Annotated in this window: 10 protein-coding genes; 5 read left to right on the top strand and 5 right to left on the bottom strand. The window is 64.6% G+C overall.

What is annotated here, in order from left to right; translation table 11 throughout:
* Positions 1 to 230: 230 nt before the first annotated feature.
* Complete coding sequence (locus tag ABZ078_RS03905; protein ID WP_356571337.1) at positions 231 to 632, top strand: hypothetical protein; 402 nt, start codon at positions 231 to 233, stop codon at positions 630 to 632.
* Positions 622 to 2,583 (top strand): hypothetical protein, encoded by a 1,962-nt coding sequence (locus ABZ078_RS03900; RefSeq protein WP_356571335.1) that lies wholly within the window; start codon positions 622 to 624, stop codon positions 2,581 to 2,583. Before ABZ078_RS03905 ends, ABZ078_RS03900 begins: the two co-directional genes overlap by 11 nt.
* Positions 2,584 to 2,694: 111 nt before the next feature.
* On the opposite strand, the gene ABZ078_RS03895 is transcribed toward ABZ078_RS03900, so the two are convergent.
* Positions 2,695 to 3,333: a tyrosine-type recombinase/integrase gene (locus ABZ078_RS03895; RefSeq protein ID WP_356571684.1), complete on the bottom strand. Its 639-nt coding sequence runs from the start codon at positions 3,331 to 3,333 to the stop codon at positions 2,695 to 2,697.
* 137 nt (positions 3,334 to 3,470) lie between these two features.
* Between ABZ078_RS03895 and ABZ078_RS03890 the strand changes: the two genes are divergently transcribed.
* From ABZ078_RS03890 to ABZ078_RS03880, 3 genes are all read left to right on the top strand, one after another.
* Positions 3,471 to 4,010 carry a GNAT family N-acetyltransferase gene (locus ABZ078_RS03890; protein WP_356571333.1) on the top strand — a complete coding sequence of 180 codons (540 nt, stop codon included), beginning with the start codon at positions 3,471 to 3,473 and terminating at the stop codon, positions 4,008 to 4,010.
* A 272-nt stretch (positions 4,011 to 4,282) separates the two neighbouring features.
* The gene (locus tag ABZ078_RS03885) at positions 4,283 to 8,071 is read left to right on the top strand and encodes a hypothetical protein (RefSeq protein WP_356571331.1); all 3,789 of its coding nucleotides are present in this window, start codon (positions 4,283 to 4,285) and stop codon (positions 8,069 to 8,071) included.
* A 169-nt stretch (positions 8,072 to 8,240) separates the two neighbouring features.
* The gene (locus tag ABZ078_RS03880) at positions 8,241 to 9,089 is read left to right on the top strand and encodes a DUF4365 domain-containing protein (RefSeq protein WP_356571329.1); all 849 of its coding nucleotides are present in this window, start codon (positions 8,241 to 8,243) and stop codon (positions 9,087 to 9,089) included.
* A gap of 354 nt (positions 9,090 to 9,443) precedes the next feature.
* On the opposite strand, the gene ABZ078_RS03875 is transcribed toward ABZ078_RS03880, so the two are convergent.
* The 4 genes from ABZ078_RS03875 to ABZ078_RS03860 all read right to left on the bottom strand — a co-directional run.
* On the bottom strand, positions 9,444 to 11,183 hold the full coding sequence (locus tag ABZ078_RS03875; protein WP_356571327.1) for an ADP-ribosylglycohydrolase family protein: 1,740 nt from the start codon (positions 11,181 to 11,183) through the stop codon (positions 9,444 to 9,446).
* 4 nt (positions 11,184 to 11,187) lie between these two features.
* The gene (locus ABZ078_RS03870) at positions 11,188 to 11,886 is read right to left on the bottom strand and encodes a DarT ssDNA thymidine ADP-ribosyltransferase family protein (protein WP_356571325.1); all 699 of its coding nucleotides are present in this window, start codon (positions 11,884 to 11,886) and stop codon (positions 11,188 to 11,190) included.
* Entirely contained in the window at positions 11,883 to 13,283 is a 1,401-nt protein-coding gene (locus ABZ078_RS03865; protein WP_356571323.1) for a UvrD-helicase domain-containing protein, read from the bottom strand. The genes ABZ078_RS03870 and ABZ078_RS03865 overlap by 4 nt, the downstream gene beginning before the upstream one ends.
* 412 nt (positions 13,284 to 13,695) lie before the next feature.
* Positions 13,696 to 14,102: transposase (locus ABZ078_RS03860; RefSeq protein WP_356571321.1), on the bottom strand; the 407-nt coding region annotated here is incomplete at its 5' end.

Genomic DNA, 14,102 nt, shown 5'->3' with positions numbered 1-14,102 from the left:
CTGTGCTCCCTCGGGTATGAGGTTCATGTCCACCTCCCCCCTCGGGCCGGATGGTGCGTGGCTCGGACGGCACCAGAGGCCCCGGTGGCAACTGTTCCGCGGGCCGACACGGGTGGAGGTCGGCGGTCGACATGTCCGCGCTCTCGCTCTGCCGGGCGCACCCGCGACTTGGCAGCACGACGCCGACATGCCGGTGCCTGAATCGGCCGACCTTCACGGAGAGCTGTTCCGTGTCCGACATCATCACTTTCTCCATCCCCTTGGACCAGGGCGAGGTTGGCCTCGTCGCAGCTGTTCTCCAGCGGGCAGCCGACGAGTGCCGCGCCACCCCCTCACCCGAACCCCCAAGTGATCAAGGATCCGAGATCACGCTCGGCCGCCTGGCATCGCACTGGGCCGGGATCGCAGAGCAAGAACTGCACTGCGGCATCGTCAATCTGCATGGCGAGCGGTTGTATATGGTCACCCTGTCTCCTGAAGGGTGGTACCAGGTTCGTGCGGCACTCAGCGAGCGCGCCGCGCGGCTTTCACTGACTCCGGTAGACACGCCAGCAGGTCGTGAGGATCGAAAGCAGGCGCGCAGAGCACTCCTCCTTGTGGATCGGATTACGGGAGCAAGCAGTGACCGATGAGTCCGTCGGCCATCCCTTCGACACGGGCGAAGGTTGGCAGCCAACGCAGTGGACGCTTCCCCGAGGCGCTGCCGTCGACAACCTTGCCTCCTCGCTGTTCGGGCAAGGTTTTACCGATGGAATTGTCCGGGTTCTCTCACGCGCTGCAGTACGTCCCGACGAAATGCGCCGGAAACTGACCGAGTCGGTCGAACTGCGTGTACAGGGTGCCACTTTGTTGATTGTCGAGACCAGGTTGTGGTCCGCATCAGTGGTGCCGCATCCGGCTAACCCGCGGGAGTACGGGCGCCGGACTTACGCACTGGGCGGAACCGGTACAACATTGCCCGAGCCAAGGTCGGCACCGAGCAAAGGCGCGGAGCTGGAGATCCATGTGGAGGATCCGAGCGCACTCGCGCAGCGGCTGGAAGATGCCAAGGGCCGTTTGACGAAGGAGAACCCCCTCAGCGAGGACATTGCGGTGGAGGGAGTACTCCAACCGCTTACTGTTGTGCCACTGACTGTGAATCACCACAATGGTCATCCAGCTGCCTCGCTCTTGATTGCCGCCGACGGCTCCAGCCGCATCAGTGCGGTGCACGATCTACTCGGATATTCCCCGTCGAAAGTTGCATACGAGTGGGGTGGAGACGACCGCAAATTTCGTCAGGAAGTCAACCGTTGGATCCGGCTAGTCCGGAAGCAGGGCTGGGAGAACCTTAGCGAGGAGGAGCAGGCAAAGGCGCGCGCCCTCACCATCCCCGCGCGTGTTGTCGTCGGGTTCCGCTCTGATGCTCGAGCAAACCAACTCTTCCATACGGCGGTACGCAACTTCATTGGCTTGACGCATATCCGGCCGCCCAAGCCGTACGGCCCTGCCGTGGAGAACGAGGCCAAGGCAGACGCTGTTCTCGACGTCCTAGCACAACCCACAACCACGCGGCCTGCCCGTATCTCTGCATCAGAAAAGCAGTGGTTCGCTGGGGTGATCACTGAGCATGACGCCTTGGCCGAGGGGTTCAGCCGACACCGCGATGTCCGGGCTGCAGAGATCGTCCGAGCTGTTCTGGGCGGGGGAATCGGCACAGCCCGTCGCGTCAACGACGGGATTCGCTCGTTGACAGCGAAGCAGCGGCCAAAGCGAGAAGATCGTGTGGATATTGCAGTTGAGCTAATTCTTCGCCCGGTTCGCACCGAGAAGAGTGATGCGCTCCAGTTCGTTCGACCGCGCCGCGCGGTGCTGCAACGCGCCTACCGAATGCCCGAGATCGAGGCACTTCCTTCCGACTCGCCCCTGGAAGGGACCGCAGAGGACCCACGATCGCTTGAGGACCTGCGTGATGAAGCCCTAGAGGAGGTGGAGCATGGCCTCGGCGACAGCGGGCGTCTAGGCATCGCCCAGACAGAACTCGCGGTCAAAGCCGCTTACTACATGGCGATTGCGGAACCTATGGCTTTGCAGCGCGAAGTTTTCGGCGGATCCGGTGACGAGGACGATCGCACTCTGCCTGTCGTGGTACGCGCCATGCTCTCGCGCCGTCGGGGCGTATTCCAGGCATACGAAATCGTGCGAGCAGGCCGACTTGGCCAAAAGCTGTACGAGGTCGACGAAGCCGGGATGCTGGTGCTCACAGTCGGAGGCGAAGCCCGCGAGTTGACTGACTCGCTAGTGCGCCACACATACAACGGCGAGGCACTGGCAGAAGTCGCGAGCGGGTTCAAGGCTGCAAGTCTGCGCTGGGCCGACGTGACCACGACTGTCGAGGCCCTCAAAAAGGCCGTTGCCAGCATGACGAGGGTCCCCATCCACGCGGGCGGGGCCAGCCTCGTGGAGCGGGACGGATGGGATTCAGCCCAGGTCTCGTCCCTTCGCCAGAGGCTCGACCGTATCGACCGCACCCTGGCCAATTGGGCCGACCGGTATGACGACCTGGACGAGTCCGGCGCCCGGGAGTCAGAGGAACACGCTTAGTCGACGAATGACTACTCCGAGAGGTCGCCCCCTTCTCCAATCTTGAAGGCATCCGTATGTTCAACTGACGCCAGGGCTGAAATTACCAATGCATTGCTCCGGAAAGGCATTTCACTCGGCCCCAGACTCCTCGTCCGGAGCCGTTTGCGTGAGCGGTGCGTGAGCCGGGACGCCGTGCCCCAGTCTTTCTCCGGATCGCTCAGCGCCATCCGGCACAGGCTCCGGGCTGGACCCCTCCGACTTGCCGGGCTCGGGCTCCCCTTCGGGGGCGGCCTCTTTGAAGTCGGGGCGGGCGCGAGGTACGAGCCGGGCTGCGGCCTCGGCGATCGCCAGATCCGCCTCGGGAAGCAGGCTCGTGTACGTGTCGGCCGTGATGGTGATCGAGGAGTGGCCGAGCATCTCCTGGATGTCCTTCAGGTCGGCCCCGGCCGCGTGTGCCAGCGTTGCGGCGCCGTGGCGGAGGTCGTGGAGCCGGATCGGTGGGAGGCCGATCTCCTCGTACAGCTCGATGAACCGCCGTGTGACGTTGGCGGGATGGAGTATCTCGCCGTTCTCCTTGGTGAAGACGCGTCCGGTCTCCACCCAGGCGCTCCCCCACTCCTCGCGGTCCTTGTCCTGCTGGGCGCGGTGCCGCCTGAGGGCCTGGACCGTGTCGGAGTCCAGCGCGATCGTCCGTGCGCCGGCGTCGGTCTTGGGGTCGTCCTCGTACACCTCCCAGCCATCGACGACGAGTTGCTTGGCGACGGTGATGAGTCCGGCATCGAGGTTGGTGTCGGTCCACTTCTGCCCGCACGCCTCGCCCCGTCGGCTGCGCTGCGCGCCACCGCGCCGGGCAGCTCCAGCGTGCAGACCTGGACCGACCACACCGCCGCCTGGAGGATGGCCGCATGACCACGGCGCCCGCCATCGAACTGCGCACCTTCACCACCCTCGACACCGTCCGCGGCGACCTCCTCGATGTGTACGCCGATGTGCGCGCCCCGCTCCTCCACCTGCCGAACTACGCGGTCACCGCGTTCGGCGAGCGCCTGGACCGACACGGCACCGAGCCGGGGTTCACGGCCGTCCTCGCGTACGCGGACGACCATCCGGTCGGCTACGCCTATGGCAACACCATCGAGCACGGCGACCGGTACTGGCAGCGCACCAGCCCGGCGCCGGCGGAGAAGTACACCGAGCGGCCGGCTGTGGCCCTGAAGGAGATCGGCGTCCGGCCGACCTGGCGGAAGACCGGCACTGCACGGCGCATCCATGACGCGCTCCTCGCCACCCGCGACGAGCCGTTCGTCAGGCTCATGGTCAACCCGGCCGCCGGGGACGGAAAGGTACACGCGCTCTACAAGGCGTGGGGGTACGCAGACATCGGGCTGAGTCAGCCGTCACCAGCCTCGCCGATCCTCACCGTAATGATCCGCGCCATCAGCTGATCGACGCCTGCGGCGCCCCGCTGTCTTCGAACGGCGCAACCGCTCGAAGGGGACGGCCCGCGACGACAGCCAGTGTCGACCGGTCTCTACAGGTGAGTCGAGGCGCTCATGGTGGTCCCACCCTGTCCGCACGCGTCAAACCTCAGATTCCGGCCTCCAGGCCGCCGAATCATTTCAAACCCCGGGCTTCGGGTGAGCACGACGCGGGCGGTGAGGGCGTCGACGGAGTTGAATCCGAAATGAGTGTCAGTGGGTGGCAGTACCGTCGAGGCATGACTGCATGGCCGCCAATTGATCGTGACGATCTCCGCAGGGCACGCGGTGACGCGGGCTTCGATACCGTGCTCCCGCTGCTCGTCAGGCGCTTGATAGCCGAGACCGCAAGCGGGTTGGAATCCTTGGACATGCCAGGAGGCTCCGGCACCGCGGTCGGAGGTTTCGACGGCATCGTCACAGCGTCGGGACCGTCGGCGTTCGTGCCTGAGGGAACTTCGGTGTGGGAGTTGTCTGTTGGCGGCGGCAACAGCAAGGCCGAGGGAGACTACGAGAAGAGGGTCAAAGGACCGAACGGACTCGCGACCCAAGACGTCGCCTACGTGGAAGTCGTCCTTGACACGTGGAGAGATGCCCGAACCTGGTCTGCGCGCCACACCGAGGACGGTCGGTGGCGGGAGGTGCGCGGGTACAACCTCGACATGATCGACCTCTGGCTGGAACAGGCGCCCGCCACTACGGCATGGCTTGCTGCCCGACTGGGGAAGGCACAGCCGGGCGTGCGGTCTCTGGAATCGTGGTGGACAGACAGTTGGCTCCGATCGACGCACTTCCCACTGGACCGGGCGGTGGTGCTGGCAGGAAGAGAGAAGGCAGCCGCCGACTTCAGTGCCATACTCGCCACCGGGCAGTCGGTGATCACGCTAGGCGGTGATCTACGCCCCGACGAAGTCTGCGCCTTCGTTGCCGCTGCCCTAGAACAGGAAGGCATCCTGGGGGCCACTCAGGTGGGGGCGCGGATACTGTTCGTTTCCGACAAGAATGGTATCGAGCAACTAGTCACGCACCGCCAGTCTTTGATCTTGGTCCTCGCAGACCCGGCGCTCGCACGGGACATTCCACAACAGCACCCTCACCAGCTCGTGTGGGCGGCGATGCCCGGCGGCCCGTGCGACGTGAACGTGCCCAGGCTCCACAGCCAGGTCATCGAGTCCCTGCTGCGCTCCGACGGCATGCCGAGCGAGCGAGCGGCCCGACTCGGCGCGCTCGGTCGCCGCAGCCTGCTCGCGCTGCGGCGGGCCCTGGCCCACCACCCGGAGCCACTCACACCGGAACGGGCCTCGACGCTCGATGTGGTCCGCCGACGGCTGCTCCTGCTGAATTCCTGGAACGGGGACAATCAGGAAGACCGCCGTGTGGTTGGACAGTGCTCGGGACTTGAATACGAAGACTTGCAGGAACGGGCTCGGGAGCTCGCCGCCGGGACCGACATCCCCTTCCTCGGCCGCCAGGAAGAGATCTGGCACGTGCTCGCTGCCGAGGATGCCTGGACCTTGCTCGGTACCTCCCTCACCAGCGACGATCTCCAGTTCTTCCGAACGGCAGTCTTGGAGGTACTGACTGAAACGGACCCGACCCTCAACCTAGACCCGGGCGAGCGGTGGAGGGCCGGGGTGATGGGCGTGAGACGGGGCTTCTCAGACACCCTTCGCGCAGGGCTCGCCCAGTCGCTCTCCCTCCTGGGCACCCTGGGCGCGGACCTACGGGGCCCCGGAGGCGTCACAGGGGATCGATGGGCACGGCTGCTGGTTCGTGATCTGCTAAAGCAGGCCAACGCTGATGACACGTACAGCCTGTGGCGTTCCCTGGGCGATGTGCTCACCTTGCTGGCTGAAGCCGCCCCGGAGGAGTTCATAGAGGCGATGCACGAGGGCCTCAGCGGCACCACACCTCTTCACACCGCCATGTTCACCGACAACCAGCCTGACAACATGGGGCTGGGATCCAGCTCTCCTCATACAAGTTTTCTGTGGTCCTTGGAGATCCTGGCATGGTCTCCGGAGTACCTCGATGACGCAGTTGACGTACTGACCGCGCTGGCCGTCGTGGACCCGGGCGGCCGGCTCTCGAATCGTCCCCTCGCCAGTCTGGTGGGGATTCTCAGCGCGTGGGCTCCCAACACGACCGCCCACGCCGAGGACCGCATCAGAGTGATCCAACGCCTGGCGCGGAGGCAGCCGGTAGTCGGCCGCAAGTTGCTCCTCCAGCTCATTCCTGACAGTCACGCGGTGCAGTTGAGTCATCCTGGTCCGCGTTTCCGTGGCTGGAAGGGGGACGCCGTCGTCACCCCGCGTGATCGATGGAGTGTTATTACCGCTGTTGTCGACCTGCTCCTCGACGAGCTCATTGCCGCGCCCGAGCTGTATGTCGACCTGATCGGCAAAATCGACGTTCTCCCTCCCAAGCACCGCGCTGAGGTCGCGCAACGGCTGACCGAGCTGGCCGACGACCTGGAAGATGACGCTCAGCGTGCGGTTCTCCACCACGCACTGCGCGATCAGGTCTCCCGGCACCAGGAGTATGCGGACGCCGCGTGGGCCCTTCCCGCAGACGAGCTTCGCCCCCTCCAAGCCGCGTGCGATGCGCTGGAGCCTCGGAATCCGGTGAAGCGGTACGCCTGGTTGTTCCAATCCGGCTGGATCACGCTTGGCGACATCAGGCGTCGTGACAACTACGCCGCCTACGACGCGGAAATCCTCGCCCGGCGGGCCGCAGCGGTCGGGGAGACAGTCGCGAACGGAGGGCTGGCGGCCCTCGTCGAGCTGGCCTCCGCAACGGAGTTCGCGGACCTGGTGGGCATCGCTCTGGCAGAGCACTCCGAGGACCATGACCAAGAGCTGCTGTCCTGGCTTGAGGAGGACGCCTCACCAGCCAAGGAGGTTGCGGCTGGGTACCTGCGTCGGCGCATGTGGGCCCAGGGGAATGATCTCCGTGACAGGCTTCTTTCTCTCACGGACGTTCCGCAGGTGCAGGCAGTGATCCTGCGGCTTGCCCCGGATACAGCCACCGCGTGGTCCAAGCTCGCTGAACTCAGTCCGGAAGTAGCAGGACACTATTGGCGCGAGTTCTCCTACTTCGGGCTCGGCTCCGACTTCCCGCGAGCGCTTGATGCGGCCCAGTCGCTGTTAAGCGCAGGGCGTCCCGCAGCGGCGCTGGACCTGATCCTTCTATACGACCGAGAAGGGGAGAGCGCAGAGGCCGCTGAGATCGTCGTCACCGGGCTTGAAGCCCTCATCGCAGCTAGGCTGAGCGATCCTGAGATCGGGCGACTCACTTCACGCTTCCAGGATCTATTTGCGCTGCTGGCCCGGCACCACGAGCACATCGGGCCCCAACGAATCCTCAATCTGGAGTGGCAACTATTCCCTGCGCTCGGGTTCGACGCTAAGGCCCCGACGCTCCACAAGACGCTGGTTGAGGACCCTGAGGCGTTCGCGGATTTGGTGACGTGGTCCTTCCGTCCCAGCACCACTTCCGAGGAGGACGTAACAGACCCCGTCGAGCAGGAGAATAGACGCAATATCGCGAGCCGCGCCTATGGAGTCCTTCACGCTTTGCGTACATGTCCCGGACTTACGGCCGACGGGACCCTCGACCCGGTTGCACTGCGCACGTGGGTCATGACGGCACGGGCAGAATTGGCTGCAAGAGATCGTGCCAGGGTAGGTGACGTGCAGATCGGTCAGGTACTTGCTTTTGCCCCGCGCGACCCGGACGAATTGCATGTCCCGGAAGCTGTCCGAGACCTACTTGAAGAGATTAATAGCAGCGATCTCGAACGAGGTCTCAGTATTGGTATCTACAACAAACGAGGTGTGACCAGCCGGGGGCTACTGGATGGCGGAGTTCAGGAGTCGGAGCTGGCCCGGGCCTTCCGGGAGCAGGCCGAACGTGCACGCGCGTGGCCGCGAACCAGGAAGTTGCTCAAAGGGCTTGCGGAGTCGTACGAAGCTGACGCGCGGCGGGAGGACCAAGAGGCAGAACGACGGCACCAGGGCCTGGAGTAGGCCCTGGTGCCGTCGCTGGCACCTGATCGTCGGCCAGCCTTGGAGGCCAAGGCAGCGCCTTCACGCGTCCTTTGTTCCAGAACTACCCGGAGTCCCCAACAACGCCAACGACACGAAGAAGTGATCACAAGCTCAGGCGCCGCGCGGCCTGACTCATCGAGGAGAAGCAGTGCCTAAGCGGCCTCAGCAGCACCAAACTGCAGCAAAGGCAGAAAATGCCGTGCGCTCCCTCTGGGTGAACGGAGGGCATGCAGTCGACACGATCAGAGAGGATTACGGGGAAGATCTCTTAGTGCAGACGTGCCTTAGAGAACGTGTCGATGCGTCGAGAATCTGGGTGCAGGTAAAGGGGACGACAAAGGATTGTTCCGATGAACAGTCAGCCCTTCCTGTTCTGTACATCAATGCCGAGCAGGTCCTGCGATGGTCTCGGAGTAGCGATCTTGTGATCGTTACGCTTTGGGACGTAAATAACAATATGGGGTGGCATACGATTCCTGACGGGAGTTTCGACCACATAGCCCTCTTGGAAGCGGGAACCAGTACGGTCCCCATTACGTTCGAAAGATCCCGTCGATTCGACGAATCGGCTGTAGAGTACCTTTCTTGGTTCGCTCGCATCGATCACGCCGATCGCAGTGTTGGCTACTCGCTCTCAGTCCTTGCCGAAGCGGAAGAAGAAGCGGCAGGAGAAGCGGCAGAGCCTACCTATGTGAAGCATCATCAGGCCGCTATCGCGTCAGTCGTCCATCAACTCGCCACTGATATCGGCGTCTTCTCGCGTGACGGCAAGATGACGTCAGACTTCAAGTCGGCACTGTCCGAGGGCGTAAAGCAAATTGAGGGTGAAACCAGTGAGCAAATTTTGGGCCGGTCAATATTGTGGGCGCTTGCGAAAACGGCATACGCTAACTGTGCCAGAAATGGCCTACCCTCAACTCTACTTGTGGAATTGACAGAGAATATAAAGAATGTCGCTTTCGGTGACATCTTCCGTCGCGCAAGCGCCGCAGAGTGACATGCGCTGGGCCAATTAGGACCAGGTGATCGCCATGGCACGGGACGTGCGGAAGACCGCCGACCTGCACGGACGCAAGTACTCCATCGACGCTGTCCTGGCGGCCACGGCCGCGGCCGCACGGGAAGCGACACCGACGATCTGCATAAGCTCCTCACAGGTCACTCCGTGCGAGTCGAGAAGGTCTGACGAGACGCCGCCCGCACCTCACTCCGACGACTCGCGGCGCCCCGGGGCCCGCTGGCCGTACACCAACGGAAAACCCCACGCACCCTCTACAAGTCGCGGCGGTAGGAGGACACCCAGACCAACCGGCACCGGCCTCGCCGAGGATGTGGATAGTCGATCACGCCGTCACCCCGCAGGCGGCTCAGCATTGTTCACGGAGACGATCAGATACGGGTCGATCTGCAACCAGAAGGCATCGCCGCCCCGTTGGACCGCCCCGTCGAATCCCATGCCGCGCAGCCGCTCCCACACCGCAAGGGTGTCGGTGACCGCGATGCGCAGTTGGGCGCCCGGAACGTCCGTGGCCCGTTCCTTGCGGTACCACTGCCTGATGACCAGGTTCTCGAAGGAGACCCAGTCCTTGCCACGGCGGGACGTCGCCATCCCCAGAGCTGTGAGGGCTTCATTCACGCGGCCGATGTCGGTGACAGGCAAGTACGCCCCCTGCAGTCGGGGTTGTACAGCCGATCGGTTCACGACGTCCGCCGGTGCTTCCGCGCGAGGAACATCGTGGACATCTCCCGTTTCCACGCGCCGCACCCCTCGGATGAGGAAGAGGTTCTGACCGTCCACAGTGGTCAGACGGGTGCGATATGCCGACCAGTTGCCGGCCATCAGCGTTCCTCGACTCACGACGCGTGCCTCGCGGCGGTCCGGGAGCAGAAGGCTGGCTCCGATGTCGGCGGCGTCGAGCTCGTCGAGGAACCGCGACCGTGCCTGACCGGCTTCGTCCGGGGAGGGCGGAGCCAGTGGCTCGGGAACAGGCTGGAGCAGATTCTCAGCCAGCGCGTTCAGCAGAGGCGCGTCCTGAACGGACCGACCGTAAGAACCGAGCCATTCCTGCCCCAGACTCGCACCGAGGAGACCGGCTGTCATGGACGCCAACGTGTCTGTGTCCGCGCCCTCTTGGCGTGCCGGAACGCCGACGCCGCGCTCTGGGCTGGAAGCGGACCGCGCGGCAAGGTAGATGGCGGCCACCGCGCACAGGGTCCCTGAACCACGAGTCTTCGTCCGCATCAGGCCATGTGTCTCCAGATAGGCGGAGGGAGCACTGAGCGCGCCGCTCTCCAGCGAGGCTCGTGCGCTGCTGAGGAGTTCTTCCACCTCCTGCACAGTCTCATCCCACGCGCGTTCGTAGCCATCCGAGAACGCCTGGGACGCGGCGTCCAGCCAGCGCCGGTCCAAGCCCTGCCACACCGGTTCCCGCCAGTCCTTCAGCCCGTCCAGGACCGCTTCGACGAGCCAGCCGTAGGCAAGCGGAGCGGGCTGACGCAAGCTGACCCACAGCGCGTAGGCGTGCACCAGCGCACCCAGGAGTGCCCGGGGATGTCCGTGCGTCGTCGCTGCATCGTGGATCACGTCGTGGGCCAGGTCCCCGAAGGTGCCCTCGTGATGGGCGATGACGTGCGGCGCGATGCGCATGGCCGCACCATTGGCTCCAGCGGCGAAGTATTTGCCCTGATCGTCGGCCCGATTTCCCCAGGCAGCTCCCTGCTTCTCCCAAGCCCGGCAGGCACGCTTCACGCCAGCCCCGGCTCCGCGTTCGTAGTCGAGAAGGAAGGGCCACTCCACTCGTTGGAGCCAAGGAAGCCACTGATCTCCGGCAGTGAGACGAGCACGGGCCACGGCAATCAGCATCTGGGTGTCGTCGCTGTACTCGCCGGGCCCGATGTCCTCGACGATCGGACGGAAGCGGCTGCCAGCCATGCGCTGCCAGGCGAAGAACCGTCCGGAGACCTGACTCAGGGGCGGCACTGAGCGTGTGCGGTCCCGCCGCTCGTAGGGCCAGCCCATGGCGTCCCCGACGGCTGCCCCGACGAGCATGCCGCGGGCCCTGTCGGTCCATGGGTGCAGCTCAGCGTTCACGTGTTCACTCTGCCAGAGTCGCTCGTGGGATGTACGGAGTCTCCGGTGGCCGTATGCCCGAGCGTACGGACTTGCTCAGGACGTACTTGTCGAAGAGCATAGGCGCGACGACCAGGGGCGGTAGCAAGGCCGCCATGCCGAACCGCGTGAGCCTGAAGTACTCCAGGTCCGCTTGCTGCTCGTCCCGGACAATGACCGAGCGTACGGCGGACAGCGGGATGGTGCCGGGTATCTGTATCTCGGCCTGGTCGTCCGTAGGCCACCACGTCGGATGCGCGGATTCCCGCTTCCGTGTCGCATTGCCGGTCACGGTCGGCGCGAACAGGGCGTCGAAGGCATCGACGCCGGTCAGAGCGCCGGCACTCTCGTCCCGTGCCGAGTTGTACGGACAGAACCGCGTGCCCGGCGTAGCGAGCAGTTCGACGTCCAGGGTAAACACAACCCAGTCTCGGAAATGCGGGTCCCTGCCAGCAGCCTGGGACTGGTACCACGCGTTCGGGTACTCGACGCTCAGAAAGGTGCGGTCCGGTGCCCCGTCCAAGCGCTGGGTATCGGCCGGCCGATAGGCGTCTGCCGACTCCCGCAGGGTGGCCACCGGCCGAATCTCGCGGCTGTCGAGGATGTGGGACAAGTTGGCCGACTTGGTGCAGTGGCACAGTCGCGTGACACCGCGGGCCCTGGCGCGGGCGATGATGTCGTTCACGAGTCCACCCGGACGTACAGGTCCGACATTTCGTTGGGCAGCAGATCGGTGAGTTTGCCAGAGTGCAGAATGACGAGCTCCGTACGTGCCCGTGTAACCGCCACGTACAACTGCCGCCCTTCGCGTGCCTTCGCCTCGTCGGGGCCATGGGCCTCCACCTCGCTCGGTTTCGGCAGTTCGTCGGCGTCGCAAAACGGGAGGATCACCGAGTCGAACTCAAAGCCCTTCGCCGCGGAGTAGGTTCCGTAGAACACGCCGGGCTGGTCCGTCCAGCGTGGGAGATCACGGTGCAGTCGTTCGACGGGGACACGGCCGCCCGAAAGGAGAAGCTTGAGCTCGGCTTCGTGCTCCCGTGTGCGCATCAAGATGGCGACCTGACGATCGGCTCCCAGTGCCAGGGCCGTACGCGCGGCTTCCGCAAGTTGCCGCTCCTTACTCGGGCTTTCCAGGATGGTGGGCTTCGGGCCGTCGGCCGCCGGGCGGGTCGGCTGGACAAGGTCGACCTCGTCCTTGAAGTACGGCATCTCGGACATAACCTGGGCAAGTTGGGCAATCTGACGGCTGTTGCGGTAGTTGTGGGCGAACTCCACGATGCCTCTGGGTACATGAAGGCCGAGGGACCGCCAGGACATCCTGCTTCCGTAGATCTGCTGCGCGTAGTCCCCGAAGAACGTCAGTGAACCGTCCCCAGGGATAGCTGCCGCGAGGCTGCGGATCATCTCGGGTGTGAAGTCCTGGCCCTCGTCGACGATCACATGCCGGTAGTGCCGCTCGGCCGTATCGTCCTTGAGGAGTGCCAGAGCAGCAGACGCCATGTTGTCGAAGTCGTACTCGTGCCCGGCCTCTGCGCGCAGCTGCTCGTAGCGCCGATAGATCGCGAAGACGACTTCGCGATCGGACTGCTGGAGCGGCTTGCCCCGGCCGACTCGTCGAGTGCGGCCTTCCACATACGTGTGCCGATCGACGCCGTGCCCGACCAGCCAGTGCAACTCGTCCAGGAAGAACTCGAGCGGGCGCTTGACCAGCGCCCGGCCGGGAAGCCGCGCGCGGGCCTCCTCCAGTGCCCGCTCGACCAGTTTCTCCTTGAGCTTGTATATGCGCACCGACGCCCTAGTGCGGTGTGCGAGGTAGCCGCGTGCGAAGGTGTGGTACGTCTCGATCTGTAGATTAGGGGGCGCCGTGCCCATGCCCTTGAGGTAAGTAACGAGCGCCTTGTTGAAGGTGACCAGCAGAGTGCGGCCTCCGATACCCGGTGCCGTGGCCAGATAGTGAGCCCGGTGGACCGCCATCGTCGTCTTGCCGCTGCCCGCCGTACCGAGAACGACGCAGTGACCGCGTTCGTTCAGGAAAACGACGTCCCTCTGGTGACCCTTCGGTTCAGGTAACGAAAGCCCCATCACGTCAGTATGACGCGTCCATGGTCATTTGGCATAGACGAGAAAGCATCCTCTCCCGCAGGCCGTACACTCCACCGCCACAGCGCTTTCACCCCCAGCCGACGATCGGTAACTGCATATCGTGGGCCGTGCGACAGCACTTCCGCTAACGTCGCCAGCCCACCCTCGAAGGGAACGTCCAGGGAATGTGAGGCCCGGGGAAACGGCGCCAGCCGGGTACTGCAAGGAGCGCGTCTACCAGACGCCTGCACCCTCGCGATGCGTGCGCAATGCGTGAGCGGACTGTCTGGCACAGGATGGCCTGAGCAGGACCGAGTATGCTGCCGCATCGCGCTGACCGGTGAAAACAGCACCAAACGGTAGCGTCGAGCACCACCCGGCAAGGATCCAATCCCACTCCTAGGGGCTGTCTTCAGTTGTGATCGATGGGTTTCAGGAAACTGCTGATCCAGATGGTCGCTGCGCGGAGATGGAGTCCGGCGAGGTAGCTCTCGGGCTTCTTGTCGTAGCGGGTCGCGATGCCCCGCCAGTCCTTCATCCTGTTGATGGCCCGCTCGACCGTGTTGCGGTCGCGGTAGAGATCGGCGTCGTGGGTGACGGGCCTGCCGCCACGGCTGCCTTTCTTCCTGCGGTTGGCGGCTTGATCCTTCTTCTCCGGGATGACCGCCTGGATGCGGCGTTTGCGCAGGTGGGCGCGGTTGGCGCGGGAGGAGTAGGCCTTGTTGCCGGCCACGGCGGCCGGCCGGGTGCGGGGACGGCCGACGGGCAGGCGGACCCGCACCTTGTTCAGGACGGCGATGAACTGGGGGCTGTCGGCGG

Origin of the sequence: Streptomyces sp. NPDC006385, from assembly GCF_040612485.1 — a bacterium.
Classification (GTDB): domain Bacteria; phylum Actinomycetota; class Actinomycetes; order Streptomycetales; family Streptomycetaceae; genus Streptomyces.
The sequence above is the reverse complement of the archived record's forward strand: the minus strand, read 5'-3'. Positions and strand labels throughout refer to the sequence as shown.

Excerpts from the sequence above, each read along its gene's own strand:
- ABZ078_RS03865 (WP_356571323.1), bottom strand. The coding sequence starts at position 13,283 with ATGGGGCTTTCGTTACCTGAACCGAAGGGTCACCAGAGGGACGTCGTT.
- ABZ078_RS03890 (WP_356571333.1), top strand. The coding sequence starts at position 3,471 with ATGACCACGGCGCCCGCCATCGAACTGCGCACCTTCACCACCCTCGAC.
- ABZ078_RS03885 (WP_356571331.1), top strand. The coding sequence starts at position 4,283 with ATGACTGCATGGCCGCCAATTGATCGTGACGATCTCCGCAGGGCACGC.